Below are 24,877 nucleotides of genomic sequence, written 5' to 3'. Positions count from 1 at the left end.
GGTATATGGCCCCGGACCTTGCTATGATCGCGGGATACGCAACATTTTGACCATGCGGGCGGATCGCCCGCCACCGGATATCACGACGATGGCAGCCAATCTCGACGTACAAGCGCGCTATTTCCCGCACACGCAGGACCAGCTCAAAGAAATTGCCTCGGACATCCTTCGCCATGCGAAGGCGCTCGGCGCGACGGACGCCGCGACCGAAATCTCCGAAGGCGACGGCCTGTCGGTGTCGGTGCGCCGCGGCGAGGTCGAGACGATCGAACACAACCGCGACAAGATGGTCGGCGTGACGGTGTTCATCGGCAAGAAGCGCGGCAACGCGAGCACGTCGGATTTCTCGCCGGCCGCGATCAAGGATACCGTCGCCGCCGCGTACAACATCGCGCGCTTCACGGCCGAGGACGACGCGGCCGGCCTCGCCGAGGCCGAACTGCTCGAAACCGACCCGCGCGACCTCGACCTCTATCACCCGTGGGCGCTGACGGCCGACGAGGCCGTCGAGCTCGCCCGCCGCGCGGAGGACGCCGCGTTCGCGGTCAGCCCGCAGATCCGCAACTCGGAAGGCGCGAGCGTGTCGGCGCAGCATTCGCAGTTCGTGCTCGCGACGTCGCGCGGTTTCCTCGCCGGCTACCCGTACTCGCGCCACTACATCGCGTGCGCGCCGATCGCGGGCACCGGCCGCCACATGCAGCGCGACGACTGGTATTCGTCGAAGCGCAGCGCGGTCGATCTCGCGGCGCCGGAAGCCGTCGGGCGCTATGCGGCCGAGCGTGCGCTGGCGCGGATGGGCGCGCGCCGTCTCGACACCCGCAAGGTGCCCGTGCTGTTCGAGGCACCGCTCGCGGCCGGCCTGCTCGGCGCGTTCGTGCAGGCCGTCAGCGGCGGCGCGCTGTACCGCAAGACGTCGTTCCTCGTCGACAGCCTCGGCAAGCCGGTGTTCGCACCGCACGTGCAGGTCGTCGAGGATCCGCACGTGCCGCGCGCGATGGGCAGCGCGCCGTTCGACGAGGAAGGCGTGCGCACGCGTGCGCGCAGCGTCGTCAACGACGGTGTCGTCGAAGGCTACTTCCTGTCGACCTATTCGGCACGCAAGCTCGGCACGCAGACCACCGGCAACGCGGGCGGCTCGCACAACCTCGCGCTGCGCAGCTCGAACACGCAGCCGGGCGACGATTTCGACGCGATGCTGAAGAAGCTCGGCACGGGCCTGCTGCTGACCGAGCTGATGGGGCAGGGCGTGAACTACGTGACCGGCGACTATTCGCGCGGCGCGGCCGGCTTCTGGGTCGAGAACGGCGTGATCCAGTATCCGGTCGAGGAAATCACCGTCGCGAGCACGCTGCAGGAGATGTTCCGGCATATCGTCGCGATCGGCGCGGATTCGATCGTGCGCGGTACGAAGGAAACGGGCTCGGTGCTGATCGAGCAGATGATGATCGCCGGGCAGTAAGCGGCGCGGCATCGGCCGCCAGGAAACGAAAAGCCCGACCGGCGCTCATGAGCCGGTCGGGCTTTTTTGTCGCGTGCCGCGTGCCGAGTGTCAGCCGCGCTTGCGCTCGTACACGACGAACGCATAGCCGAACGTATTGGGCGTGGCGGCCTGGTGCGGGTCGCGCGAGACTTCGCGCCAGTGCGCGGGATCGGGCGCCGGGAACGACGCATCGCCGTCGAAGTCGGCATCGATCTCGGTGACGACCAGCTTGTCGGCGAGCGCGAGGCCTTCCGCATAGAGTTGTGCGCCGCCGATCAGGAATGCTTCGGGCGCGCCGTCGCGCGCGGCGAGCGCGAGCGCGTCGGCGAGCGACGTGACCGTGTCGCAGCCGTCGAAGCGGCGCGCTGCGTCGCGCGTGACGACGATATTGCGGCGGCCCGGCAACGGCCGGCCGATCGACTCGTGGGTCTTGCGGCCCATCACGATCGGCGCGCCCATCGTCGTGCGCTTGAAGAACGCGAGGTCCTCGGGAAGTTTCCAGGGCAACTGGTTGTCGCGGCCGATGATGCCGTTGCGGGCGCGCGCGACGATCAGGGTCAACGTCGTCATGAAGGTCGGGGGAAGAGGAGAACCGGAATGGCGCCGATTCTACCGGAATGGAGGCACGCGACCGCGCCGGGGCGGATGCGCGGGCGTAGGTGCGGCGTTTGCTCCGTGATGTCCTGAATAAAAAGAGTGCCCGCCGGGGGACGGACACAAAAAACGGTTCGCGTCGCGAAGTCGACGCTGCAGGAAACGACCTGCGCCGTTCATATTATTCTGCAATCCTCATCGATCAAGCGGCATGATGGAGTCGTGTGCGGATTATTGATGCATGCGGTTCCCTGCGGTTCCTTCCATCGCATGCTGCACGTTGCCGGGGAGCGCCACAGGAATCGGTATCGGCAGCCGGGCCGGCGGGACGAGTTCGTCCCACAGCGTCACCGACGACTTGTCTGACGAACGCGCTCGCGGCGCGGCGACGGGCACGATGCGGAAGCGGTGGTCCTGTTGCATGCGCGGCGCGTTACCGGCAAGCGGCATCGCGCGTTCGGGCCTCGTGCTTTCTTCCGAGCGTGCCGGCATGAAGTGGCAGGCGAGTGCGAATGCAATCGTCATCTGCACACAAGACTGCAAAAAAATTGTTCGCATGGCCACCTTCTCCCGATCCGTTACGCGTTCAGCGAAATGCATGCCATCGGGCGAGGCGCATTGCCGCGTCTGCGATTTGCGGGGAAGCGTCGTGACTGGCGATCGAAAACGCCGGGAAATGTTTCAGGCGTGAAACGAGGGGGCTCGGGAATACTGCGGATTCAATCGATACGCTTCAAGGATGAAAATTTGCGCGTGTGTCGATGCAGGTACGCGTCGCTGCGCGTTTCTATTTGCAGACGATTGATCAACGTCGACCGCTGAGCGATTCGACCGTTCGCTCATCCGCGCTGCAATCGGTTTGTCGTATTCGGCGCCTATAACTAAGCTGTCTTGATCAAAAAAATAACTGGACGCGAGATGAGCGCCATCATGCGAGGCCTGTCGTCGCCGCGCATCGGCATGGCGAATCGAGCCGCTTCGGCTGACCCGGTTCGATCCTTTTGCACGCGACTTGGCGTGTACGGCAATCGTTAGACGGTTGATGAACGGGGTGAGCATATGGGAGCCGAGCAGCGGCATGTGATCTACTTCTCGCGCGAGCCGAACGACGCGTTGCGCGGGCATTTCGACGAATGCGGGTGGCGCGTCGATCTTGCGGAAAGCGCACGCGACGTGCGGCGTGTCGTGCAGCACGGCGTGGCAACGGCCGGCCTGCTCGACTTCTCGCCGGGCTTTCGACCCGCGGATCTGCGCGAACTCGAAGCGTGTCTGAGCATCCAGCACATCGGCTGGATCGCGGCGACCCGGCGCGGCCAGCTGCAGGACGCCACGCTGCGGCATCTCATTCGTGACTATTGCTTCGACTACGTCACGATGCCGTACGAGGCGGCGCGCATCGTCGAGACCATCGGCCACGCGCACGGCATGATCGCGCTGACCGAGCCGGTAGCCGCACCCGTCGGTGCCGGACGCGCCGAAGGCGAGATGGTCGGCACCTGCGACGCGATACTCGGGCTGTTCAGGACGATCCGGCGCGTGGCGACGACCGATGCGCCGGTGTTCATCTCCGGCGAATCGGGTACCGGCAAGGAACTGACGGCCGTGGCGATCCACGAGCGCTCGGCGCGCGCGCAAGCGCCGTTCGTCGCGATCAATTGCGGTGCGATTCCGTCGACGCTGCTCCAGGCCGAACTGTTCGGCTATGAGCGCGGCGCGTTTACGGGCGCGAACCAGCGCAAGATCGGCAGGGTCGAGGCCGCGAACGGCGGCACGCTGTTTCTCGACGAGATCGGCGACCTGCCGCTCGAGAGCCAGGCGAGCCTGCTGCGGTTCCTGCAGGAAGGCAAGATCGAACGGCTCGGCGCGCATGTATCGGTGCCGGTCGACGTGCGCGTGATCTGTGCGACGCACGTGGACATGGAAGCGGCGCTGCGCGAAGGGCGGTTCCGCGAGGACCTGTTTCATCGGCTGTGCGTGTTGAAGATCGAGGAGCCGCCGCTGCGCGCGCGCGGCAAGGATATCGAACTGCTGGCGCGCCACATGCTCGAGCGTTTCAAGGGGGATGCGCATCGCCGCCTGCGCGGCTTCTCGCCGGACGCGATCGCCGCGCTGTACGGTTATTCGTGGCCGGGCAACGTGCGCGAGCTGATCAATCGCGTGCGCCGCGCGATCGTGATGTCGGAGGGCCGGATGATTACCGCGGCCGATCTCGAACTCAACGAATTCGCGGTACTGGCGCCCGTCTCGCTCACCGAGGCGCGCGAAGCGGCCGAACGGCAGGTGATCGAGCAGGCGCTGCTGCGTCACCGCGGCCGGTTTGCCGACGCGGCGCGCGAACTCGGCGTGTCGCGCGTCACGCTGTACCGGCTGATGTGCGCGCATGGCATGCGCGATCGCGGCGACCCGCTGGGCGGGTTTTCGGCGCCGTTGCCCGAGGTTCGGCATCACGCTTGCTAGAATTGGCGGGTAACGGTCGCCCTCGCGGCCGAAGGAACCCGCATGAAACAGTACCTCGACCTCGTTCGCACCATCCTCGACACCGGCACCTGGCAGGAGAACCGCACGGGCATCCGCACCATCAGCATGCCCGGTGCGATGCTGCGGTTCGACCTGCAGCAAGGTTTCCCGGCGGTCACGACCAAGAAGCTCGCGTTCAAGTCCGCGATCGGCGAACTGGTCGGTTTCCTGCGCGCATCGCGCAGCGCGGCCGATTTCCGCGCGCTCGGCTGCAAGGTGTGGGACGCGAACGCGAACGACAACGCGCAGTGGCTCGCGAACCCGTACCGCCAGGGCGTCGACGACCTGGGTGACGTGTACGGCGTGCAATGGCGCCAGTGGCCCGGCTACAAGGTGCTCGACGCAGGCGCCGAGGCGCAGATCGCCGACGCGACGCGCCGCGGTTTCCGGATCGTCACGCGTTTCGACGAGGACGGGGTGCCGAAGGTGCTGCTGTACAAGGCAATCGACCAGCTGCGCCAGTGTCTCGACACGATCATGGAGAACCCGGCCGACCGCCGCATCCTGTTTCACGCATGGAATCCGGCCGTACTCGACCAGATCGCGCTGCCCGCCTGCCATCTGCTGTACCAGTTCCTGCCGAACGTCACGAAGCGCGAGATTTCGCTGTGCCTGTACATCCGCAGCAACGATGTCGGGCTCGGCACGCCGTTCAACCTGACGGAAGGGGCCGCGCTGCTGTCGCTCGTCGGCCGGCTGACGGGCTACACGCCGCGCTGGTTCACGTACTTCATCGGTGACGCGCACATCTACGAGAACCAGCTCGACATGCTGCAGCAGCAGCTCACGCGCGAGCCGTACGACAGCCCGCGGCTCGAAATTGCCGAGCGCGTGCCGGACTACGCGAAGAGCGGCGTTTATGCGCCCGAATGGCTCGAGCAGATCGAGCCGTCGGATTTCTCGCTCGTCGGCTACCGTCACCATGAGCCGCTGACCGCGCCGATGGCGGTCTGAGCCCGGCCTGCGACGGCGGCGGGTGACGCGACCCGCGCCGGGCAGCATGAAGAAGGCCCGACCGGCACCCGCCGGTCGGGCCTTGCCGTATCAACGGTCGGATTATTGGTGGCGCCGCTCGTCGTGGCCGCCGGGCGGCGGATTGCCCGGGTGCGGCGCCTCGACGTGCGGCGCCGGTTGCGGCCGCGGTTCCATGCGCGGCGCGGGCATGGACGGCCGCGGTTCCATGTGCGGCGCGGGCATCGACGGCCGCGGCTCCATGCGCGGGGCCTGCGGCTGCGGTCGCGGCATGTCATGCGCGGCGGGCGCGGGCGGACGGTACTCGTTCACGTGCGGCGGCGCGACTTCGCGGCGCGGTGCCGGTTGCGCGAATTCGGGGCGCGGTTGCGGTGCCGGAGCGGTCCGCTCGGGCCGCGGCTGCGCATGCTGGGCCGGTGCCGCGAAATCGGGGCGCGGACGCTGCTGCGGAATCTGCGCGGTCATGTCGAGTCGCGGTTGCGGCAACGCGCGCGGCGTTTCCTGCCGACGGGCGGGCTGCGCACCGGGCGTGGCTTCCGGATGCGGGACCGGCGCCGCGCTGCGCACGGGCGGCAGCGCGTTCTGTCCGGCTGCGTGGAGTGCCGTCGGCGGCGTCGGGCGCTGACGCTCCATCGGCGTGTGCGGCTGCATCCACGCGGGCGCGGGCGCCGCGGCCGCATGCGTGTTGTCGCGCCCGGCCGGCTCGTTGGCGGCCGCCGGCGGATGCGGGACGCCATTTCCGGGGCTCAACGCCTGATGCGGAGCCGGATGGCCCGGCGCCTGCGGCATCGCACCGTTGGCGAAGCGCGGCGCATTGGGGGCTTCGCCGTTCGTCGGCTGTGCGCCGTTCGCCACGACCGGCATCGGCGCACCAGGCCGCGCGACCTGGGCCGGTGCCGGCTGGCCGTCGCGTGGTGCGTGCGCCGGTTGCACGACGGGACCGTGCGGATTCACGAGCTGCACGTTGCGCATCGCCCACGCACCGGCTTTCGGGTTGCCCGGAACGCGGACCGGGCGCGCCTGGTAGTCGGCCGGCACGCTCGTCGTCGCGACCGGTGCGCCTGCACCCGGCACGTGCTGGCCCTGCCGGGCGAGATGCGCGGCCGCCTGGTCACGATAGGCGGCCGGCACGGCCGGATTGCGCGTCGCGACGAACGTGTGCTGTCCGAGCGCCGCCGGCGGACGGTAGCTGGCCGTGCGCAGTCCGCCGGTCAAGCTCTGGCGTACCGGCGCAATGCCGGGCGTGCCCGGCATCACGTGCGCGTTGCGCCACTGCTGCGGATCGACGCGTTGCGCGAAGTGCGCGACCGGCTGGCCGTGCACGAACGCGGACGCCGGCACGGCCGTGATCGCATGCGGCGCGCGGAAATTCACGTACGTCTTGTTGATGTTCGTGATGTTGGTGATGTTCGTCACGTTCACGGTCTTGTTGACCGTCACGTTGTTGACCACGATGTTCCGGTTCACGCGATCGTAGTAATGCGGGCTCCATCCACCCCAGCCGGGATGCCAGGGTTCGCCCGGGCCGAGTGCGAACCATGCGCAGCCGGCCGCCGCGACGCCGCCGACCGTCAGCGCGACGCTCCAGTCGGGACCGCCGCCGCCGCCCACGAAGGCGACGAGCGCCGGCGCGTAGACGGGCGGCTGGCTGACGACCATCGGGCCGGGCACCCACGCCCAGCTGTCGTCGACATAGGCCCAGCGGCCGTAGTGATACGGCGCGAAGCCCCACGGCGCATCGTCGACCCAGGTCCAGCCCCACGGCGCCTGCCAGATCCAGTGACCGTCGTGATACGGCGCCCAGTCGGCGGGCGTGTCGTTCGGCACCCAGACCTCGCCGTAATTCGGGGTATCGCGCCACGTGCCGTTCGCGTCGAGATCCTGATAGCCGGGCACGTCGCGCGATACGTAGCGGGCCGACACCGAGCGCTGCTCGGCCGCATCGCGGCCGGCGGCCCACTGGTCGAGCGCATCGGGAGCCGGCGCGGCCGATTGCTGCGCGACCTGCAGGTCGGTGCCGGTGAACACGACCTGCTGTCCGGGCGACAGCGGATACTGCCCGTTGCTGCCGTAGACGGTCGCGCTGCCGCTGCGCACGGTGACCGTCGTGCTTGCGCCATTCGGCGCGACGTCGACGCGATAGTCGCCCGGGCCCGAGATGCCGAGCGCGAGATTGGGCGTGTCGATTTCGTACGACCCGCTGGACGGCAGATCGCGCACGTGCGTCGATACGGTGCCGAGCCCGACCTTCAATTGCGTCGTGGTGTCGTCGAGGTTCAGCACCGACAGGCTCGTCGATTCGCCGAGTCGCACCGCGGTCGAGCCGATGTGCAGTTCCGAGCGCGCGCCGGCATCGTTCCACAACTGGTCGCCGGTGGTCAGCGGGCGGTTCACGGCGGCGTACGACCACGTATCGGTGCCGGCGGGCTCCGTCGTCACGGCACCCGACTTGTAGTTGAGCCGGGCGACGCGGCTCGGCGGATCGCCGCCCGGTTGCCGGGCGGCGGCCGCATACGCGGCGGCCTCGGTCGTTTGCGCGAATGCGGTGGGCACGGTCGCCAGCGCGGCGAACGCGAGCAGCGTGCAGCGGGCGGTTCGCTTGAGCGTGAACAGGGAAGCCATGGTGAGCGTCTTCGTCGTTATCGCGGCGCGTCGATTCGTGCCGTTGAATTCACGATATCCGCTCGGCCTGTTTCAGTGCTCGGTGTTTTGTAAGTCGGATGGCACGCGATGTAACAAAACCTGTCCACCGCGCGCCGTTGTCGTCCCGTCGCAATGTATGCGTCAAGCGGACGTAAGCCAGTCGTCGAAAACCTGCTGTCCGGGCACGGTGACGCGCAGCACGCGCGGCCGTGCGGTGCGCTCGATCCAGCCGTGGGCGCAGAAGCTGTCGAGCAGTGCCGCGCCGAGCGCGCCGCCGAGATGGGGGCGGCGCTCGCTCCAGTCGAGGCAGCCGCATGCGAAGCGGCGGCGGCGCGTGCGCTGCTGCGCGACGTCGATGCCCCAGCGCGCGAGCGCCTGGGTGCCGAGTTCGGTGGCTTCGATCGCGTCGCCGTCCGCCTGCAGCCAGCCGCGTGCGGTGAGCCCGTCGAAGATGCGGACCGCGAGTTCGCCGGCCATGTGGTCGTAGCAGGTGCGCGCGTAGCGCAGTTCGGCCGGCACCGCGCGCGACGGCGGCGGCACCGGACGGTTCGGCGCGGCCGCGCGGGCCACGTTCGCGAGCGCCTCGAGCGACGCCGCGATGTCGGCCGACGCGAGCCGGTAGTAGCGGTGCCGGCCGCGCACGTCGAGCGCGAGCAGGCCGCCTTCGGTCAGGCGCGCGAGGTGCGCGCTCGCCGCGGACGGCGACAGCCCAGCGATCATCGTCAGTTCGCCGGCCGGCCGCGCGCTGCCGTCCATCAGCACCCACAGCATCGCGGCGCGCCCCGGATCGGCGATCAGTGCGCCGATTCGGCTCAGGCCCGGAAAGTGGTGGTCGTCTTGATCGGTCATCGTCGTGTCTCGTCAGGCGGAATGACTGCAGTGTAGGTGCTGCGCACATTCGATGTTTCGGGTTCGGGTGAAATGTCGGATGCGGCGGGGCGGTGCGCGACCCGCGGTCGCCGGCCGCGCACGCGTAGAATGGCCGGACGCGGCGGCAGTGGGCCGCCGGATGCGACACGATGCAACGATGAAGACGATTTTCTGCCTGTTGGCCGCCGCGTTCCTTTGCGCGGCCTGTGCGCAGGGCGGTGCGGGCGCCGCCGGCGAGCGGGGCGGCAGCCTCGAGATGTACGGGACGATCGATCAGGGCATCACGGTGCGCCGCTGACGGACGTCGATTGCCGGTGCCGATGCCGGTTCGGCGCACGGGCGCGGCCGGCCGTGCGGCGGGCGCTGCGACGTGTTGCCGCAGTGCAACGTATAATGCGCCGATTGCCGTACCCCCGCCGCCTGGAGCTACCACGATGTCCCAACCATCCCCCGTACCGGCCGCCCTCGACCGCACCGAAACCGTATTCCGCTTCCTCGCCGAGCCGTCGTCCGTGAACTTCGGCGGCAAGGTGCATGGCGGCGCGCTGATGAAGTGGATCGACGAGGTCGCGTATGCGTGCGCGGCGGTCTGGTCGAGCCGCTATTGCGTGACGGTCAGCGTCGGCAACATCCGCTTCCAGCGTCCGATCCTCGTCGGCAACCTGGTCGAGCTGAAGGCGCGCGTCGTCGCGACGGGCCGCACCAGCATGCACATCCATGTGTCCGTGCACGCCGGCGATCCGAAGGGCGGCGTGCTGCGCCAGACGACCGACTGCCTCGTCGTGTTCGTCGCGGTCGACGAGAACGGCAACCCGGTGCCGGTGCCGCCGTTCGTGCCCGAGACCGACGAGCAGAAGGTGCTCGCGAAGTATGCGGCCGACGTGCGCGCCGCGCTCGACAAGATCGTCGAGATGAAGCCCGAGGAAGTGGCGAAGGGCACCGTCTGACGACAACGGGCGCGGCGTTCGCGCCGCGCCCGTCGCATCATCGCGTCGCCCCCGCGATTACCGCGATCCGATCATTTCCTCGGGGCGCACCCACGCGTCGAATTCCGCCTCGGTCAGGTAGCCGAGCGCAAGCGCGGCGGCCTTCAGCGTCGTGCCTTCCTTGTGCGCCTTCTTCGCGATCTGCGCGGCCTTGTCGTAGCCGATGTGCGGGTTGAGCGCCGTCACGAGCATCAGCGATTCGTTCAGCAGCAGATCGATGCGCGCGCGGTTCGGCTCGATGCCCGCCGCGCAGTGGTCGTTGAAGCTCTGCGCGCCGTCGGCGAGCAGCCGCACCGATTGCAGCACGTTGTGCGCGATCATCGGCCGGAACACGTTCAACTCGAAATTGCCGCTCGCGCCGCCGACGTTCACCGCGACGTCGTTGCCGAACACCTGGCAGCACAGCATCGTCACGGCTTCCGACTGCGTCGGGTTCACCTTGCCCGGCATGATCGAGCTGCCCGGCTCGTTTTCCGGAATCGACAGTTCGCCGAGCCCGCAGCGCGGCCCGCTCGCGAGCCAGCGGACGTCGTTGGCGATCTTCATCAGGCCGGCCGCGACCGTCTTCAGCGCGCCGTGCGCGAACACCAGCGCGTCGGCGGCCGCCATCACCTCGAACTTGCTCGGCGCGGTCACGAACGGCAGCGTCGTCAGCCGGCCGATCTCGTCGGCGACGCGCACCGCGAACTCCGGATGCGCGTTCAGCCCGGTGCCGACGGCGGTACCGCCGAGCGCGAGTTCGTACAGGTGCGGCAGCGCCGATTCGACGTGCCGAATGCCCTGGTCGAGCTGCGCGACGTAACCGGAAAATTCCTGCCCGAGCGTGAGCGGCGTCGCGTCCTGCAGGTGCGTGCGGCCGATCTTCACGATATCGGCGAAGGCCTTCGACTTCGCGTCGAGCGTCGCGCGCAGCGTGCGCAGCGCGGGCAGCAGATGGTTGACGATCGCGTACGCGGCCGCGACGTGCATCGCGGTCGGGAACACGTCGTTCGACGACTGGCCGCGGTTCACGTCGTCGTTCGGGTGGACCTTGCGTGCTTCGCCGCGCTCGCCGCCGAGCAGTTCGCTCGCCCGGTTCGCGATCACCTCGTTGAGGTTCATGTTGGTCTGCGTGCCGGAGCCCGTCTGCCACACCGCGAGCGGGAATTCGCGCGGATGCTTGCCCGCGATGATCTCGTCGGCCGCGTCGATGATCGCGCGCGCCTTGTCGTCGGCCAGCACGCCGAGCGACTGGTTCACGGCGGCCGCGGCGCGCTTGACGATCGCGAGCGCGTGGATCAGCTCGGGCGACTGCTTCTCCGTCGAGATCCGGAAATTCTGCAGCGAGCGTTCCGTCTGCGCGCCCCAGAGCCGGTTGGCCGGCACGGCGATCTCGCCGAACGTGTCGCGTTCCATCCGAACTGCTTCGTTCATGATGCACTCCTCTTGGGAAGGGGAAAGGCCGCGCGTCGCGCGGCGTCTGGCGTATCGTGAGGCAGTCGCGCCGCTGGCGCGACGTGTTGGGTCTTCAACCGACAAGCATAGCGCCGGCCGCGATTTTGCGTCGTGTCGTCGCGCTCAGCGGCTCGATGCGACGAGCGATGCGCTCTTCAGATGGAAGCGCCAGGCCATCAGCGCGGCGACGCTCGCGAGGCCGGCCGCGAGCCCCCACCACAGGCCGCGTGCGCCGAGGCCGGCATGGAATGCCAGCCAGTAACCGGTCGGGAAGCCGATGCCCCAGTAGCCGAGGGTCGCCGCGAGCATCGGGATGCGCGTATCGCGCAGTCCGCGCAGCGCGCCCGAGCCGACGGTCTGCATGCCGTCGACGATCTGGAACACCGCGGCAATGCCGAGGAGCGACGCGGCCAGCGACACGGTCGCCGCGTTGGCCGGATCGTCGAGCTGGAGGTACAGGCCGACGATCGCATGCGGCACGACGATCAGCACGAGCCCCGACAGCGACATGAACGCGACGCCGAGGCCGAGCGCGACGAAGCCCGCATGCCGCGCGGCGACCGGCTGGCCGGCGCCGACCCAGTAGCCGACCCGCACGTTGGCGGCCTGGCCGATCGCGAGCGGCACCATGAACGCCACCGACGCGACGTTCAGCGCGATCTGGTGCGCGGCAAGCGACGTCGCGCCGAGCACGCCGATGGTCAGGCCCGTGGCGAGAAACAGCGTCGATTCGACCCCGTACGTGATCGCCACCGGCCAGCCGATGCCGATCAGCTCGCCCATCATCGGCAGTTTCGGGCGGGCGGCGGTCACGAAATGGCGGAACCGCTGGCGGCCGTGCAGCAGCCAGATCAGCGCGAGCGCGGTGAGCCAGATGGTGATGGTCGTCGCGACCGCCGAGCCGAGGAAGCCGAGCCGCGGCAAGCCGAAGGCGCCGTGGATCAGCCCGTAGTTCAGCACGCCGTTCACGCCGACGCCGCCGATCGACACCCACAGCAGCCGCCGTGCGGCGCCGATCGCGGGCAGGAAGGCGCGCATCAGCCCGACGCCGATCAGGCTGCCGAGCGCCGCGAACCGCAGGATGCCGGTGTACTCGCCGACGTGACGCGCGAGCGTGGGCGGCTCGTGGAACATCAGCAGGATCGGCTCGGACAGCGACAGCGCGACGATCGCCGGAATCGCGAGCAGCACGGACAGCACGAAGCCGGTCCAGTAGATGTGCGGCACGCGGTGTTCCGCCTGTGCGCCGCGCGCATGCGCGACGCTCACGCTGACCGACGACAGCACACCCTGCAGCACGGTCACGATGACGAAGAAGAAGTTCGCGCCGAGGCCGCCGGCCGCGAGCGAATCGGGGCCGAGCGAGCCGAGCAGCACCGTGTCGGTGACGCTCATCGCCATTTGCGAGAGTTGTGCGATCGCGAGCGGCGCGGCGAGGCGCGCGGTATCGGCGGCATGACTGGACAGCGACGGCGGCGCGGCGGCCGTCCGCGTAAGACCGGAATGCGACATGGAATGGGCGCTCGCGCGGGTGCGGGCCCGCGCTGTCTGTATTTATTTTGAGAGACGGCTAGCTTACGGCTTTATTCGAACGGTGTCGAACGCGCGCGCCGATGGCCATGTCACGGTCAGGGGGAACCGCTATGCGTCGTGAACCGCGATCCGCGTATCGCCGAACAGCACGACCTGGCCCGCGCGGATCTTGCAGGTCTTGCGCAGTTCGACCACGCCGTCGACTTTCACCGCGCCGGACGCGACGAACATCTTCGCGGTGCCGCCGCTGTCGGCGAGGCCGGTGATCTTGAGAAGGTTGTGCAGCTCGACGTATTCGCCGGTCAGCGTGAAATCCAGGTTGGGCATGACGAAGGAGGCGCGCGAGGCGCGGGAGGAATCGCCCCGCATCATACGGCACCGCGGGCCCGCGCGCGAGTGCGGCCGCGCGCGCATGTTTGCGCCCCGTAGCTGTTAAGGACTGTGAGCGATTCGTCAGCAAATGAAACGGTGGGTAACAGTCTGAGAGATTCGAGAACCGGCCGTGCCGCCCGCGGGTCTTTCATCGTACCTGCTGCGTGTCGCGGCAGGGGACGCGACGGAGCGTATCGATGCGCTCCGCGCCCACAACTTCTTGAGGAGGATTGTCATGTCCAAGATTCGTACGATGCTGATCGGTGCCGCGCTGACGGCGTTCGCCACTTCGGCCGCATTCGCACAGACCGGCGTCGCGGCGCAGGGCACCGCAGGCGCCGGCGTGCAGACGCAGGCGCCGGCAGCGGGGGCAGGCGCAGACGCGGGTATGCAGGGTGGTGCCGGCGCGAATGCGTCGGGCAACGCGGTCGGCGGCGCAACCGATGCGGTTGGCGCGGCAGCCGACGGCGCGAAGGATACGGCGGCGTCGTCGGTCCACTCGACCAAGAAGCACGCGAAGCATGCGGCGAAGTCGGCCAAGCATCACGCCGGCTCGGCGAAGTCGAAGGTGGGCGACGAGGCGGTCGAAGGCAGTGCGTCGGCCGGCGTGCAGGGCGGTGCATCGGCCTCGGGCGCCGCGCAGTAAGCGGCACCCCGACGTCGCACGACGCTCGCCCCGGACGGCGCGTCGTGACGGCGATCGACCGGCGGCCCGGTTCGTTTCGCGCGAACCGGGCCGTTCTTCATGCGTGGACGCGGGCCGTCACGGCCGGCGCTGCTCCGGCCCCGGTCCGTGCGCCGGTCGTGCCGCGGACGGGGTAAATACGCTGCGCAGCCACGCGGCGAGCCGCGTGAATACGTCGTATGGCTCGTCGACGAAGATCTCGGGCTTCAGCAGCCGCAGGTATTCCATGATCTGCTGCGCTTCCTGTTTCTGGAACGAGCCGTGCGCGAGCCCGAGCCGCAGCAGGCCGCGCAGTTCGCCGAGCTTGTCGCGCGCGGCGCTGCCGACGCTCATCTCGCACGCGAGCTTCGCCTCGTAGATGCGCTGGCGCAGCGATTCCGCGAGCCGCCACGCGGGCGTCTGCATCGATTCCTCGAGCGCCTGGATGTCGTGGACCGCGCTCTTGATCTGCGCCGCGAGCGGATCGACCAGCGACGCATCGCCCTGCGCTTCGGCGACGATCGCCTTGGCCCAGTCGCGGCACGCCTTCGCGAGCTCGTCGGGCGTCCATTCGGAGCGCGACGCGAAGCCGAAGCCGAATTCGCCGGCCTGCCGCATCAGGATCGCGACGACGTCCGGGAATTCCTTGTCGAGCGTGCGCTTCGCCCACGCGTACTGGCCGCCCTCGAGCATCCGCTGCACGGCGTGCTCGGTCAGCGGCACCATGTTGTCGAGCAGCTTGGCGCGCAGGAAATCCTCGAACGACGGCGTCGCGAACTGCGGGTCGAGTTTCAGCGACACGCGCACGAACGCGTCGTAGTCCTTGCGCAGGGACGCAAGCGTGTCGTCCTTGAGGGAAAGGGTGATCTGGCCCATGAATCGTCTCGATGGCGGCCCGCGCGGGCCGGCGGCCGACATCGCGCACCGGTTCGGGCGCGGCGTCGACGGACCGGTTCGCGCCGAGGCCGATGGCGGGTCTTCACTTCCTATATCGGCGCGCCGGACGGAAACTTGAGCGCGGCCGGCGAGGTCCGCTCAGGCCGGCAGCCAGTGCGGCATCACGACCCCTTGCCAGAAGAAGAACACCGCGAGCCCGACCGCGATCGTCACGAGCGGCCGGCGTGTCGTCGCCGACACGAGCACGGCGGCGAGCGCGCCGACCAGCTGCGGATTGCGCCAGGTCAGCTCGGCCGTGCCGCCGTGCGGCGAGACGGTCATCGGCACGATGATCGCGGTCAGCACGGTGACGGGCACGAAGCCGAGCGCGGTTCGCACGAGCGGCGGGAAGGTCAGCCGCTCGCCGAACAGGAACAGCGTCGTCCGGATCGCATAGGTGATCACGGCCATCCCGAGGATCAGCAGCGCGTAGCTCACGATGCGGCCTCCGTGCGTGACGCGGTGCGCGAACGCTCGTGCAGCAGCGTGAGCGCGACGCCGACCACGACGCCGGCGGCGACCGCGCCCAGCAGCCCGAGCTTGTACGGCCAGCCCTGCCAGAAGTACGCGAGCGTGCCGGCTGTCGCGGCGGCCGCCAGATAGCGCAGCGTGCCGAGCTGCGGGACGACGATCGCGATGAAGGTCGCCGCCATCGCGAAATCGAGGCCGAGCGACTGGAGGCCCGGAAAGGCCGCGCCGAAGCCGATGCCCGCGAGCGTCCAGACCTGCCAGTTCAGGTACATCGCGAGGCCCGAGCCGAAGAAGTAGTGCGGGCCGATCGCGCCGGGCGGGAAGTGGCGGTAGTGCGCGTAGGCGACCGCGAACACCTCGTCGGTCATCAGCGCGCCGAGCGTCGCGCGCCAGCGCAGCGGCAGGTGCGCGACGTACGGCGCGAGCGTCGCGCTGTACAGCAGGTGCCGCAGGTTCACGATCAGCGTCGTCGCGAGCACGACGACGAAGCTCGCGCTGCCCGCGATCAGGCCGAGCGCGATGAATTGCGCGGAGCCCGCGAACACCGCGAGCGACATCAGCGCGCCGTGCCATGCGGCGAGCGGGCCGCCGCCGACGAGCGTGCCGAAGATCACGCCGAACGGTGCCGCGCCGATCATCATCGGGATCGTGTCGCGTGCGCCGTCGAGCCATTCGTTGAGCGGGCGGCGAGGCGGGGGCGTAGGTGTGGGTGTGGGGTTCAAGGGGCGCGTCTCCATGAAATGGAGGATAGCGGGGCGATGCAGCGGCGGCTTGTATGTTCTTGCGCCCGCACGGGTGCCGACGGCGCTGCGTGCGTGCGGGTTGCCGTCCGTCGTCGAATGCAGGGAGCGGCGTCAGCGCGCCTGCCAGCGTCCGGGCGGCACGCCGAACATTCGTTTGAAATGCCGCGTGAAGTGACTCTGGTCGACGAAGCCGCTGGCCGCGGCGACATCGGCGATCGGCACGCCCGCGCGCAACGGCGCAAGCGCGCGCTGCAGCCGCAGCTGGTTGCGCCACGCATGCGGCGGCATCCCGGTCGTGCGCGTGAACAGGCGCGCCGCGTGAAACGGCGACAGGCCGGCGGCCTGCGCGACGTCGTCGAGCGTGACCGTGCCCGTGAGATCGGCGGCGAGCCGTTCGCGCATCGCGTCGACGCGCGGTTCGTCGGCCGCGAGCGCCGCCGGTTGCAGCCGCGCGTCGGCATGGCGCGCGATCAGTGTCGACAGCGCATCGAGCATCGCCGTTTCGGCGGCGAGCGGATCGTACGCGCGCTGTGCCGCGGCGGCCGGATCATTGGCGGCCGGCTGCTCGTGGGGGTGGAACGGCGGCATGCGTTCGCTGCCGGCCTCCATCATCCGGTGGGCCAGCGCGAGCCGTGCCGCGAGATCCGTGTCGCGGATCACGTCGGACGGGAACCATGGCGCATCCTGCGGCCGCCCCGCGATCGCGCTCGCGAGCGCGCGAATGTAGTCGACCGGCACGTAGCTCACGCGATAGCACCAGCCTTCGTCGGTCGCGCGCGAGCCGGTGTGCACTTCGCCGGGATTGATCACGGGCACGGTGCCCGTTTCGGCGACATGGCCGCTGCCGCGACAGGTGTAGCGCTCCGCCCCCTCGAGGATCACGGGGATCGTGTACGCGTCGTGCCAGTGCGGCGCGAATGTATGGTCGCGATAGGTGGCGGTGAGCAGATCCGCGTCCGGCAGCAGCGGCGTGCGCCAGTAACGTGCGGAGTCCGGAAGAAGGCGGGGGGCGGACATGGTCGGGCGCGAGGGCGGTCGAATCGACAGTGTAGCGCTCGCGCGCCCGGCCGGCGCGGGCTTACTTGACCGGAATCGTCGTGCCGGCCGGCATCGGCACGGCGGTCACGGCGTTCTTCGGGCTGCCGCTGACGATGCGGTCGCTGTAGGTCAGATAGACGAGCGTGTTGCGCTTCTTGTCCACCACGCGCACGACGTGCAGCGTCTTGAAGATGAACGACATCCGTTCGCTGAACACGTCGGTCTGCTGCTTGAGCGGCTCCTTGAAGCTGAGCGGGCCGACTTGCCGGCACGCGATCGACGCTTCGCTCGGATCCTCGGCGACGCCGAGCGTGCCCTTGATCCCGCCGGTGCGCGCCCGCGACACGTAGCAGGTGACGCCCGTCACGAGCGGATCGTCGTACGCTTCGACGACCACGCGGTCGGAGCCTGTCACGCGGAAATGGGTGTTGACGCTGCCGACTTCCTCCGCGTGCGCGAGCGGCGCGGTGGCAAAGGCGGAGAGCAGAAGGGCGAGCGACGCGGCGGAAAGGAGGCGGTGCTTCATCGACGGAACCGGATGCGAATGCGGGACAGAAACTCTAGCATGCGCGGCGGTGACCGGCGGGCGCCGGAAAAACAAAAGGCCCGTCGAATGACGGGCCTTTCGCTGTCTGGCTCCCCGACCTGGGCTCGAACCAGGGACCTACGGATTAACAGTCCGGCGCTCTACCGACTGAGCTATCGGGGAATAAATCGGTACATCTGCTTGCGTGTTCGGTAACCAACAAAAAACCCGTCCACTTTCAACGGGCCTTTGTTTTTTGGCTCCCCGACCTGGGCTCGAACCAGGGACCTACGGATTAACAGTCCGGCGCTCTACCGACTGAGCTATCGGGGAACAAACAACAACAGCAGAGAAACGAGATTGTATGGAGTGTTCGCTAACCTGTCAACACTTTTGAGCGGCGGCGCACCAAAAATTTTTTCCGGCGCCGCTGCGCGATCAGCGCTCGAGCAGGTGCAGCTTGTCCTGCACGTCCTTCCACTCGTCCGCGTCGGCCGGTGCCGGCTTGGTCTTCGTGATCGACGGCCAGTCCTTCGCCAGCTCGGCGTTCAGCGCGGTGAACTGCTGCTGGTCGCCCGGAACGTCTTCTTCGGCATAGATCGCATTGGTCGGGCACTCGGCGACGCACACGGCGCAGTCGATGCACTCGTCCGGATCGATGGCGAGAAAGTTGGGACCTTCACGGAAGCAATCCACCGGGCACACATCCACGCAATCCGTGTATTTGCACTTGATGCAGCCTTCGGTCACAACGTGAGTCATTAAAACGCTCCTGCTTGGCGGTATATATGGGGTGGCGTGTGCGCCAAAAGCGGCATTGTAACTGAAGCGCAAAACCCGCATGGCGTGGTCGGCTTTCCGGCTTATATCGTTTCGTGATTAGTTTATGGGGCTGGCGGAGGGCGCGGCGCGTGCGGCCGTGCGCCCGGCGCGTCGGGCAGGGCGGTTTCACGATGGTCGGGCCCGCATTCGGGTAACATGGCCGACAGACCGGGCGGCGCGCGGTGCGCCGGGCCTGTCACGATATTGGCGGTGCCGCAAACATGATCATCACTTCGCTGCTCGACACGGATCTCTACAAGTTCACGATGATGCAGGTCGTCCTGCATCACTTTCCTGCCGCAAACGTCGAGTACCGGTTCCGGTGTCGCACGCCCGGCGTCGATCTCGTGCCGTACATCGACGAGATCCGCGACGAGGTGCGCGGCCTGTGTGCGCTGCGCTTCACCGACGAAGAACTCGACTACCTGCGGCGCATGCGCTTCATCAAGAGCGACTTCGTCGACTTCCTCGCGCTGTTCCACCTGAACGAGAAGTACATCTCGATCACGCCTTCGCCGAAGGGCAACGGCGAGATCGACATCGTGATCGAAGGGCCGTGGCTGCACACGATCCTGTTCGAGATCCCGGTGCTCGCGATCGTCAACGAGGTCTATTTCCGCAACACGCAGCGCGAGCCCGACTATCGCGAAGGCCGCGAGCGGCTGGGCGAGAAGATCAAGCTGCTCGGCGCGAAGCCCGAGTTCGCCGACTGCAAGATCGCCGACTACGGCACGCGCCGGCGCTTCTCGAAGGTCTGGCACGAAGAGGTCGCGCTGACGCTGCGCGACGGGCTCGGACCGCAGTTCGCGGGCACGAGCAACGTGTTCTACGCGATGAAGCACGGCCTGACGCCGCTCGGCACGATGGCGCACGAATACCTGCAGGCCTGCCAGGCGCTCGGCCCGCGGCTGCGCGATTCGCAGACCTACGGTTTCGAGATGTGGGCGAAGGAGTATCGCGGCGACCTCGGGATCGCGCTGTCGGACGTCTACGGGATGGATGCGTTCCTGAACGACTTCGACATGTACTTCTGCAAGCTGTTCGATGGCGCGCGCCACGATTCGGGCGATCCGTTCGAGTGGGGCGAGCGCATGCTGCGCCACTACGAGGCGAACCGCTGCGATCCGCGTACCAAGGTGCTCGTGTTCTCGGACGCGCTCGACATCCCGAGGGTCATGCAGCTGTACGAACGGTTCCGCGGCCGCTGCAAGCTCGCGTTCGGCGTCGGCACCAACCTCACGAACGATCTCGGCTACGTGCCGCTGCAGATCGTGATCAAGATGGTCCGCTGCAATGGACAGCCGGTCGCGAAGCTGTCGGATACGCCGGGCAAGAGCATGTGCGACGACAAGGCGTATCTCGCGTACCTGCGCCAGGTGTTCGGCATCGCGCAGCCGGCCGACGACGCATCGCAGTAAGCGTCGGCCATGCGGCCAGGTGCGTCGCGGCGGGGGCGGCCGGTATAATCCGACGGTATCGCACGCCAACGTCACGAGGACCGTTCATGGACACTTCCGCTGCCCGTCGCCAGATCCTCGCACGCATTCGCGCGGCGCAAGGACGTGCGCCCGAGCCCGATGCAGCGGAGCGCGACGGCGTCGCCGACTATCTCGCCCGCCATCCCGAGGGGCCGCGCCCGCCGATGCCGGCCGACCTCGTCGCCGCATTCGTCGATGAAGCGGCGCGCCTGTCGACGACGGTCGACGAAGTCGCGACGCTGGCCGACGCGCCCGCCGCCGCTGCCCGCTATCTTTCCGCTCACGGCTTGCCGATGCAGGCCGTCGCATGGCGCACGCTGGCCGAGCTCGACTGGGCCGGCGCCGGCCTGTCGGTCGAATGCCGCAAGCCGCGCGACGGCGACCTCGTCGGCCTCACCGGCTGCTTTTGCGCCACCGCCGAAACGGGCTCGCTGGTGCTGCTGTCCGGCCCCGACACCTATGCATCGGCCGGGCTGCTGCCGGAAACCCACATCGCGATCGTGCCGGCGTCGCGGATCGTCGCGGGCCATGAAGACGCATTCGCGCTGATTCGCGCGGAGCGCGGCGAATTGCCGCGCGCGGTCAATTTCGTATCGGGCCCGTCGCGCACCGGCGATATCGAGCAGACCATCGTGCTGGGCGCACATGGCCCGTACCGCGTTCACGCGATCGTCGTGCGCGGTGCATGACGATCGCGTCCGCTCGATCCTCACTCGACTCACTCGCACAAGGAAGTTCTGCATGAAACGACATGCCGCCTGGGCGGGCATGGCGTCGGGAGCCGCGCTTGGCGCCGTTCCCGCGCTCGCATCGGCCGCCACGCTCGACGGTGCCACGCTGTCCGCACTCTGGGGCATTCCGTTCGCCGGGGTCCTGCTGTCCATCGCGGTGTTCCCGCTCGTCGCGCCGGTGTTCTGGCATCACCACTTCGGCAAGATCGCCGCGGCGTGGGCGATCGCGTTTCTGGTCCCGTTCGCGGTCGCGTTCGGCGCGGGCACGGCGTTCGGAACGCTGGTGCACGCGCTGCTCGAGGAGTACATCCCGTTCATCGTGCTGCTGACCGCGCTGTATACGGTCGCCGGCGGCATTTGCGTCAACGGCAATCTGCACGGCACGCCGAAGCTGAACACCGCGATCCTCGCGCTCGGCACGCTGCTCGCGAGCGTGATGGGCACGACAGGCGCCGCGATGCTGCTGATCCGGCCGCTGCTGCGCGCGAACGACAATCGCAAGCACGTCGTGCACGTCGTGATCTTCTTCATCTTCCTCGTCGCGAACGCGGGCGGCTCGCTGTCGCCGCTCGGCGATCCGCCGCTGTTCCTCGGCTTCCTGAACGGCGTGAGCTTCTTCTGGACGACCACGCATCTCGCGCTGCCGATGCTGTTCATCTGCGCGGTGCTGCTGACGCTGTTCTTCGTGCTCGATACGTACTTCTACCGGAAGGGCGGCGAGGAGCGGCCGGTCGTGCTCGACCCGACACCCGACGATGGCGCGCTGTCGATCGACGGCAAGGTCAACTTCGTGCTGCTCGCGGCCGTGATCGGCCTCGTGCTGATGAGCGGCATCTGGAAGCCGGGCATCGCGTTCGACGTGTGGGGCACGCACGTCGCGCTGCAGAATCTCGTGCGCGACGTCGCGCTGGTTGTCGTGGCACTCGCGTCGCTCGCGCTGACGCCGCGCTCCGCGCGCGAAGGCAACGCGTTCAACTGGGCGCCGATCGAGGAGGTCGCGAAGCTGTTCGCGGGGATCTTCGTGACGATCGCGCCGGTGATCGTGATCCTGCGCGCGGGGGCGGACGGTGCGTTCGCGCAGATCGTCCATCTCGTGACGGGGTCGGACGGCAAGCCGATCGATGCGATGTACTTCTGGGCCACCGGCCTGTTGTCGTCGTTCCTCGACAACGCGCCGACCTACCTCGTGTTCTTCAACCTCGCGGGCGGCGACGCGCAAGCGCTGATGACGGCGGGCGCGACGACGCTCGCCGCGATCTCCGCGGGAGCGGTGTTCATGGGCGCGAACAGCTACATCGGCAACGCGCCGAACTTCATGGTGAAGGCGATCGCGGAATCGCGCGGCGTGAAGATGCCGAGCTTCTTCGCGTATCTCGGCTGGGCGCTCGTGATCCTGGTACCTGTATTCCTGCTGACGTCGTGGATCTTCTTCACGGCGTAGGCTGACGATTTTCAACCAAGCGCGGACGGTTCCGGCGGCGCACGATGCGCCGCGTTCCGGCCGCGGCATGCGGAGATGGCGATGCAGAAGATCCTGGTCGCACGTCCGATCTTTCCGGACGTGATCGAACGGCTCGAGCAGTATTTCGAAGTCGACTGGAACAACGGCGACGCGCTCGCCCCCGATGCGCTCGCCGCGCGTCTCGCGGACAAGGACGGCGCGCTGACGGCGGGCGACCCGGTCGGCGCGGCGGCGCTCGCGGCGGCGCCGCGCCTGCGCGTCGTGTCGAACATGGCGGTCGGCTACAACAACTTCGACATGGCCGCGTTCAACGCGGCGAACGTGCTCGGCACCAACACGCCCGACGTGCTGAACGAGTCGACCGCGGATTTCGGCTGGGCGCTGATGATGGCCGCCGCGCGCCGGATCGCCGAATCCGAGCACTGGCTGCGCGCCGGGCACTGGCAGAAGTGGGCGTACGACGGTTTCCTCGGCGGCGACATTTACGGCTCGACGCTGGGCGTCATCGGCATGGGGCGCATCGGCCAGGCGCTCGCGCGCCGCGCGCGCGGCTTCGGGATGCAGGTGATCTATCACAACCGGTCGCGGGTCGCGCCCGAGATCGAGGCCGAGCTGAACGCCGAATACGTGTCGAAGGATGCGCTGCTGGCGCGCGCCGATCACGTCGTGCTCGTGCTGCCGTACACGAAGGAGAACCATCACACGATCGGCGCGGCCGAGCTCGCGAAGATGAAGCCCACCGCGACGCTGACCAACATCGCGCGCGGCGGCATCGTCGATGACGCGGCGCTGGCCGTCGCGCTGCGCGACGGGACGATCGCCGCGGCCGGCCTCGACGTGTTCGAAGGCGAGCCGAGCGTGCACCCGGCGCTGCTCGAGGTGCCGAACGTCGTGCTGACGCCGCATATCGCGAGCGCGACCGAAAAGACGCGCCGCGCGATGGCGAACCTCGCGGCCGACAACCTGATCGCCGCGCTGGGCGAAGGGCCGCGCGCGGGGCAGCCGCCGAATCCGATCAACCCTGACGTGATCGGGAAGCCGCGCGCATGACGACGATGTTGTTGCTGGCGGCGGTCGTCGTGCTGGCCGTCGCGCTGGCGGTGGCGATCGTCGCGATCGTGCGCGGCGGCGGTCGCCACGACGACGCGGCCGTCGTGCTCGGCGACCAGATCGAGGACGCGGCGCACGCGCAGGCGCTCGCGGTCGAACGGCTCGAACGCGAGTTGCGCGGCGAGATCGTCGAGAACGCGCGCGGTTCGCGCACCGAGCTGGCCGGCAGTTTCTCGCAGCTTCAGCAGACGCTCGCGACGCAGCTGACGAGCATCGCGACCGTGCAGAACAACCAGATCGACGGTTTCGCGCAGCAGCTCGGCAAGCTGGTCGCGGGCAACGCGCAGCAGTTCGACGCGATGCGCGAGAGCGTGCAGCGCCAGGCGCAGCAGGCGCGCGAAGAGCAGACGGTCGCGCTGCGGCTGTTCGGCGATACGCTGAACCGGCAGCTCACACAGCTGACCGAGGCCAACGATCGCCGGATCGGCGAAGTGCGCGCGACGCTCGAACAGCGATTGAAGGAAATCGAGACGAACAACGCGGCGAAGCTCGAGGAGATGCGCCGCACCGTCGACGAGAAGCTGCATGCGACGCTGGAGCAGCGGCTCGGCGAATCGTTCAAGCTCGTGTCGGACCGGCTCGAGCAGGTGCACCGCGGGCTCGGCGAGATGCAGACGCTCGCGGCCGGCGTCGGCGACCTGAAGAAGGTGCTGACCAACGTGAAGACGCGCGGCACCTGGGGCGAGGTGCAGCTCGAAGCGTTGCTCGAACAGATGCTCACGCCCGACCAGTATGCGAAGAACGTCGCGACGGTGCCGAAGAGCAGCGAACGCGTCGAATTCGCGATCCGGCTGCCGGGCCGCGAAGCCGGCACGCGCGACGCGCCGCCGGTGTGGCTGCCGATCGACGCGAAGTTTCCGCGTGAGGACTACGAGCGGCTGATCGATGCGCAGGAGCGTGCCGATTCGGTGGCGGTCGAGGAGGCGGCCCGTGCGCTCGAGGCGCGCGTGCGGATGGAGGCGCGTACGATCGCCGAGAAGTACGTCGCACCCCCGCATACGACCGATTTCGCGCTGCTGTTCCTGCCGACCGAGGGGCTTTATGCGGAGATCCTGCGCCGCCCGGGGCTGACCGACCTGCTGCAGCGCGACTATCGCGTGACGGTGGCGGGGCCGACCACACTGACCGCGTTGCTGAACAGCCTGCAGATGGGCTTCCGCACGCTCGCGATCGAGCAGCGCTCGAGCGAGGTGTGGCAGGTGCTCGGTGCGGTGAAGACCGAATTCGGCAAGTTTGGCGACGTGCTCGCACGCACGAAGGCGCAGCTCGAGACGGTCACGCGTTCGATCGAGGCCGCCGAGCAGCGCACCCGCGTGATGAACCGCAAGCTGAAACAGGTCGAGGCGTTGCCGGGCGAGACGGCGGCCGGGCTGCTCGGCGCGGAAGCCGCCGACGGCGCCGATGCGGACGACGCATGACGCATCCCGCATGATGCGCGCAGCCCGAAACCGGCTGGAACGAAAAACGGGCGCCGCGGCGCCCGTTTTCCTTTGAC

Annotated in this window: 25 protein-coding genes and 2 tRNA genes; 11 read left to right on the top strand and 16 right to left on the bottom strand. The window is 68.5% G+C overall.

The features are described from left to right. The first annotated feature begins 88 nt into the window (after window positions 1-88). On the top strand, window positions 89-1,459 hold the full coding sequence (gene pmbA, locus U4Z31_RS12575) for a metalloprotease PmbA (RefSeq protein WP_321810503.1): 1,371 nt from the start codon (window positions 89-91) through the stop codon (window positions 1,457-1,459). Window positions 1,460-1,549: 90 nt separating this feature from the next. On the opposite strand, the gene U4Z31_RS12570 is transcribed toward pmbA, so the two are convergent. The 3 genes from U4Z31_RS12570 to U4Z31_RS12560 form a co-directional block, all read right to left on the bottom strand. After that, window positions 1,550-2,050, bottom strand: a complete 501-nt coding sequence (locus tag U4Z31_RS12570) for a dihydrofolate reductase (RefSeq protein WP_044844807.1) — start codon at window positions 2,048-2,050, stop codon at window positions 1,550-1,552. Between the two features lie 255 nt (window positions 2,051-2,305). After that, complete coding sequence (locus tag U4Z31_RS12565) at window positions 2,306-2,632, bottom strand: hypothetical protein (protein ID WP_321810502.1); 327 nt, start codon at window positions 2,630-2,632, stop codon at window positions 2,306-2,308. Window positions 2,633-2,755: 123 nt separating this feature from the next. Further along, window positions 2,756-3,154 (bottom strand): hypothetical protein, encoded by a 399-nt coding sequence (locus U4Z31_RS12560; RefSeq protein WP_321810501.1) that lies wholly within the window; start codon window positions 3,152-3,154, stop codon window positions 2,756-2,758. Here U4Z31_RS12560 and U4Z31_RS12555 point away from each other — a divergent pair. Both U4Z31_RS12555 and U4Z31_RS12550 read left to right on the top strand, forming a co-directional pair. After that, complete coding sequence (locus tag U4Z31_RS12555) at window positions 3,134-4,531, top strand: sigma-54 dependent transcriptional regulator (protein WP_044844805.1); 1,398 nt, start codon at window positions 3,134-3,136, stop codon at window positions 4,529-4,531. The two genes, U4Z31_RS12560 and U4Z31_RS12555, sit on opposite strands and share 21 nt — an antisense overlap. 42 nt (window positions 4,532-4,573) lie before the next feature. After that, window positions 4,574-5,545 carry a thymidylate synthase gene (locus U4Z31_RS12550; protein WP_321798370.1) on the top strand — a complete coding sequence of 324 codons (972 nt, stop codon included), beginning with the start codon at window positions 4,574-4,576 and terminating at the stop codon, window positions 5,543-5,545. A 102-nt stretch (window positions 5,546-5,647) separates the two neighbouring features. Here the strand turns inward: U4Z31_RS12550 and U4Z31_RS12545 are convergent, their stop codons facing one another. Both U4Z31_RS12545 and U4Z31_RS12540 read right to left on the bottom strand, forming a co-directional pair. After that, window positions 5,648-8,185, bottom strand: coding sequence for a DUF6600 domain-containing protein (locus U4Z31_RS12545; protein WP_321810500.1), 2,538 nt, complete (start codon window positions 8,183-8,185; stop codon window positions 5,648-5,650). Between the two features lie 162 nt (window positions 8,186-8,347). Further along, a complete protein-coding gene (locus tag U4Z31_RS12540; protein WP_124892576.1) occupies window positions 8,348-9,055 on the bottom strand; it encodes an ArsR/SmtB family transcription factor in 708 nt (235 codons plus the stop codon). A gap of 178 nt (window positions 9,056-9,233) precedes the next feature. On the opposite strand from U4Z31_RS12540, the gene U4Z31_RS12535 reads away from it, so the two are divergent. Next, window positions 9,234-9,374: a hypothetical protein gene (locus tag U4Z31_RS12535; RefSeq protein WP_185500387.1), complete on the top strand. Its 141-nt coding sequence runs from the start codon at window positions 9,234-9,236 to the stop codon at window positions 9,372-9,374. A gap of 136 nt (window positions 9,375-9,510) precedes the next feature. Further along, complete coding sequence (locus tag U4Z31_RS12530) at window positions 9,511-10,023, top strand: acyl-CoA thioesterase (protein ID WP_014897688.1); 513 nt, start codon at window positions 9,511-9,513, stop codon at window positions 10,021-10,023. Window positions 10,024-10,080: 57 nt separating this feature from the next. Here the strand turns inward: U4Z31_RS12530 and fumC are convergent, their stop codons facing one another. From fumC to U4Z31_RS12515, 3 genes are all read right to left on the bottom strand, one after another. Continuing rightward, window positions 10,081-11,475 carry a class II fumarate hydratase gene (gene fumC, locus U4Z31_RS12525; protein ID WP_044844800.1) on the bottom strand — a complete coding sequence of 465 codons (1,395 nt, stop codon included), beginning with the start codon at window positions 11,473-11,475 and terminating at the stop codon, window positions 10,081-10,083. Window positions 11,476-11,619: 144 nt separating this feature from the next. Then, complete coding sequence (norM, locus tag U4Z31_RS12520) at window positions 11,620-13,008, bottom strand: multidrug efflux MATE transporter NorM (RefSeq protein WP_044844799.1); 1,389 nt, start codon at window positions 13,006-13,008, stop codon at window positions 11,620-11,622. A gap of 129 nt (window positions 13,009-13,137) precedes the next feature. Then, entirely contained in the window at window positions 13,138-13,356 is a 219-nt protein-coding gene (locus tag U4Z31_RS12515) for an RNA-binding S4 domain-containing protein (RefSeq protein WP_006753074.1), read from the bottom strand. A 280-nt stretch (window positions 13,357-13,636) separates the two neighbouring features. Here U4Z31_RS12515 and U4Z31_RS12510 point away from each other — a divergent pair, with 280 nt between their 5' ends. Beyond that, window positions 13,637-14,047 (top strand): hypothetical protein, encoded by a 411-nt coding sequence (locus U4Z31_RS12510; RefSeq protein ID WP_124487477.1) that lies wholly within the window; start codon window positions 13,637-13,639, stop codon window positions 14,045-14,047. Between the two features lie 117 nt (window positions 14,048-14,164). On the opposite strand, the gene U4Z31_RS12505 is transcribed toward U4Z31_RS12510, so the two are convergent. The 8 genes from U4Z31_RS12505 to fdxA all read right to left on the bottom strand — a co-directional run bounded on the left by U4Z31_RS12505 (window position 14,165) and on the right by fdxA (window position 18,541). After that, on the bottom strand, window positions 14,165-14,941 hold the full coding sequence (locus U4Z31_RS12505) for a DUF4088 family protein (RefSeq protein ID WP_044844797.1): 777 nt from the start codon (window positions 14,939-14,941) through the stop codon (window positions 14,165-14,167). Between the two features lie 159 nt (window positions 14,942-15,100). After that, window positions 15,101-15,439: an AzlD domain-containing protein gene (locus tag U4Z31_RS12500; protein ID WP_044844796.1), complete on the bottom strand. Its 339-nt coding sequence runs from the start codon at window positions 15,437-15,439 to the stop codon at window positions 15,101-15,103. Further along, window positions 15,436-16,209, bottom strand: a complete 774-nt coding sequence (locus tag U4Z31_RS12495) for an AzlC family ABC transporter permease (RefSeq protein WP_044844795.1) — start codon at window positions 16,207-16,209, stop codon at window positions 15,436-15,438. The genes U4Z31_RS12500 and U4Z31_RS12495 overlap by 4 nt, the downstream gene beginning before the upstream one ends. Before the next feature lie 117 nt (window positions 16,210-16,326). Beyond that, window positions 16,327-17,232: an AraC family transcriptional regulator gene (locus tag U4Z31_RS12490; RefSeq protein ID WP_044844794.1), complete on the bottom strand. Its 906-nt coding sequence runs from the start codon at window positions 17,230-17,232 to the stop codon at window positions 16,327-16,329. A gap of 61 nt (window positions 17,233-17,293) precedes the next feature. Next, a complete protein-coding gene (locus tag U4Z31_RS12485; RefSeq protein WP_044844793.1) occupies window positions 17,294-17,779 on the bottom strand; it encodes a CreA family protein in 486 nt (161 codons plus the stop codon). 107 nt (window positions 17,780-17,886) lie between these two features. Then, a tRNA-Asn gene (locus U4Z31_RS12480) sits at window positions 17,887-17,962 on the bottom strand. A 74-nt stretch (window positions 17,963-18,036) separates the two neighbouring features. After that, window positions 18,037-18,112, bottom strand: a tRNA-Asn gene (locus U4Z31_RS12475). 105 nt (window positions 18,113-18,217) lie between these two features. Continuing rightward, complete coding sequence (gene fdxA / locus U4Z31_RS12470; protein WP_011351384.1) at window positions 18,218-18,541, bottom strand: ferredoxin FdxA; 324 nt, start codon at window positions 18,539-18,541, stop codon at window positions 18,218-18,220. A gap of 281 nt (window positions 18,542-18,822) precedes the next feature. Between fdxA and pncB the strand changes: the two genes are divergently transcribed. From pncB to U4Z31_RS12445, 5 genes are all read left to right on the top strand, one after another. Continuing rightward, window positions 18,823-20,019 carry a nicotinate phosphoribosyltransferase gene (gene pncB / locus U4Z31_RS12465; RefSeq protein WP_044844792.1) on the top strand — a complete coding sequence of 399 codons (1,197 nt, stop codon included), beginning with the start codon at window positions 18,823-18,825 and terminating at the stop codon, window positions 20,017-20,019. Window positions 20,020-20,105: 86 nt separating this feature from the next. Next, window positions 20,106-20,768 (top strand): LutC/YkgG family protein, encoded by a 663-nt coding sequence (locus U4Z31_RS12460; protein WP_059523763.1) that lies wholly within the window; start codon window positions 20,106-20,108, stop codon window positions 20,766-20,768. A gap of 52 nt (window positions 20,769-20,820) precedes the next feature. Continuing rightward, window positions 20,821-22,251, top strand: a complete 1,431-nt coding sequence (locus tag U4Z31_RS12455) for a sodium:proton antiporter (protein ID WP_321810499.1) — start codon at window positions 20,821-20,823, stop codon at window positions 22,249-22,251. Window positions 22,252-22,332: 81 nt separating this feature from the next. Further along, window positions 22,333-23,322, top strand: coding sequence for a 2-hydroxyacid dehydrogenase (locus U4Z31_RS12450; protein WP_044844856.1), 990 nt, complete (start codon window positions 22,333-22,335; stop codon window positions 23,320-23,322). After that, window positions 23,319-24,800 (top strand): DNA recombination protein RmuC, encoded by a 1,482-nt coding sequence (locus U4Z31_RS12445; protein WP_321810498.1) that lies wholly within the window; start codon window positions 23,319-23,321, stop codon window positions 24,798-24,800. The genes U4Z31_RS12450 and U4Z31_RS12445 overlap by 4 nt, the downstream gene beginning before the upstream one ends. The last annotated feature ends 77 nt before the right edge of the window (window positions 24,801-24,877 follow it).

Origin of the sequence: Burkholderia sp. BCC1985 (assembly GCF_905339915.1) — a bacterium.
Classification (GTDB): Bacteria; Pseudomonadota; Gammaproteobacteria; order Burkholderiales; family Burkholderiaceae; genus Burkholderia.
This window is presented reverse-complemented; position numbering and strand designations above follow the sequence as displayed.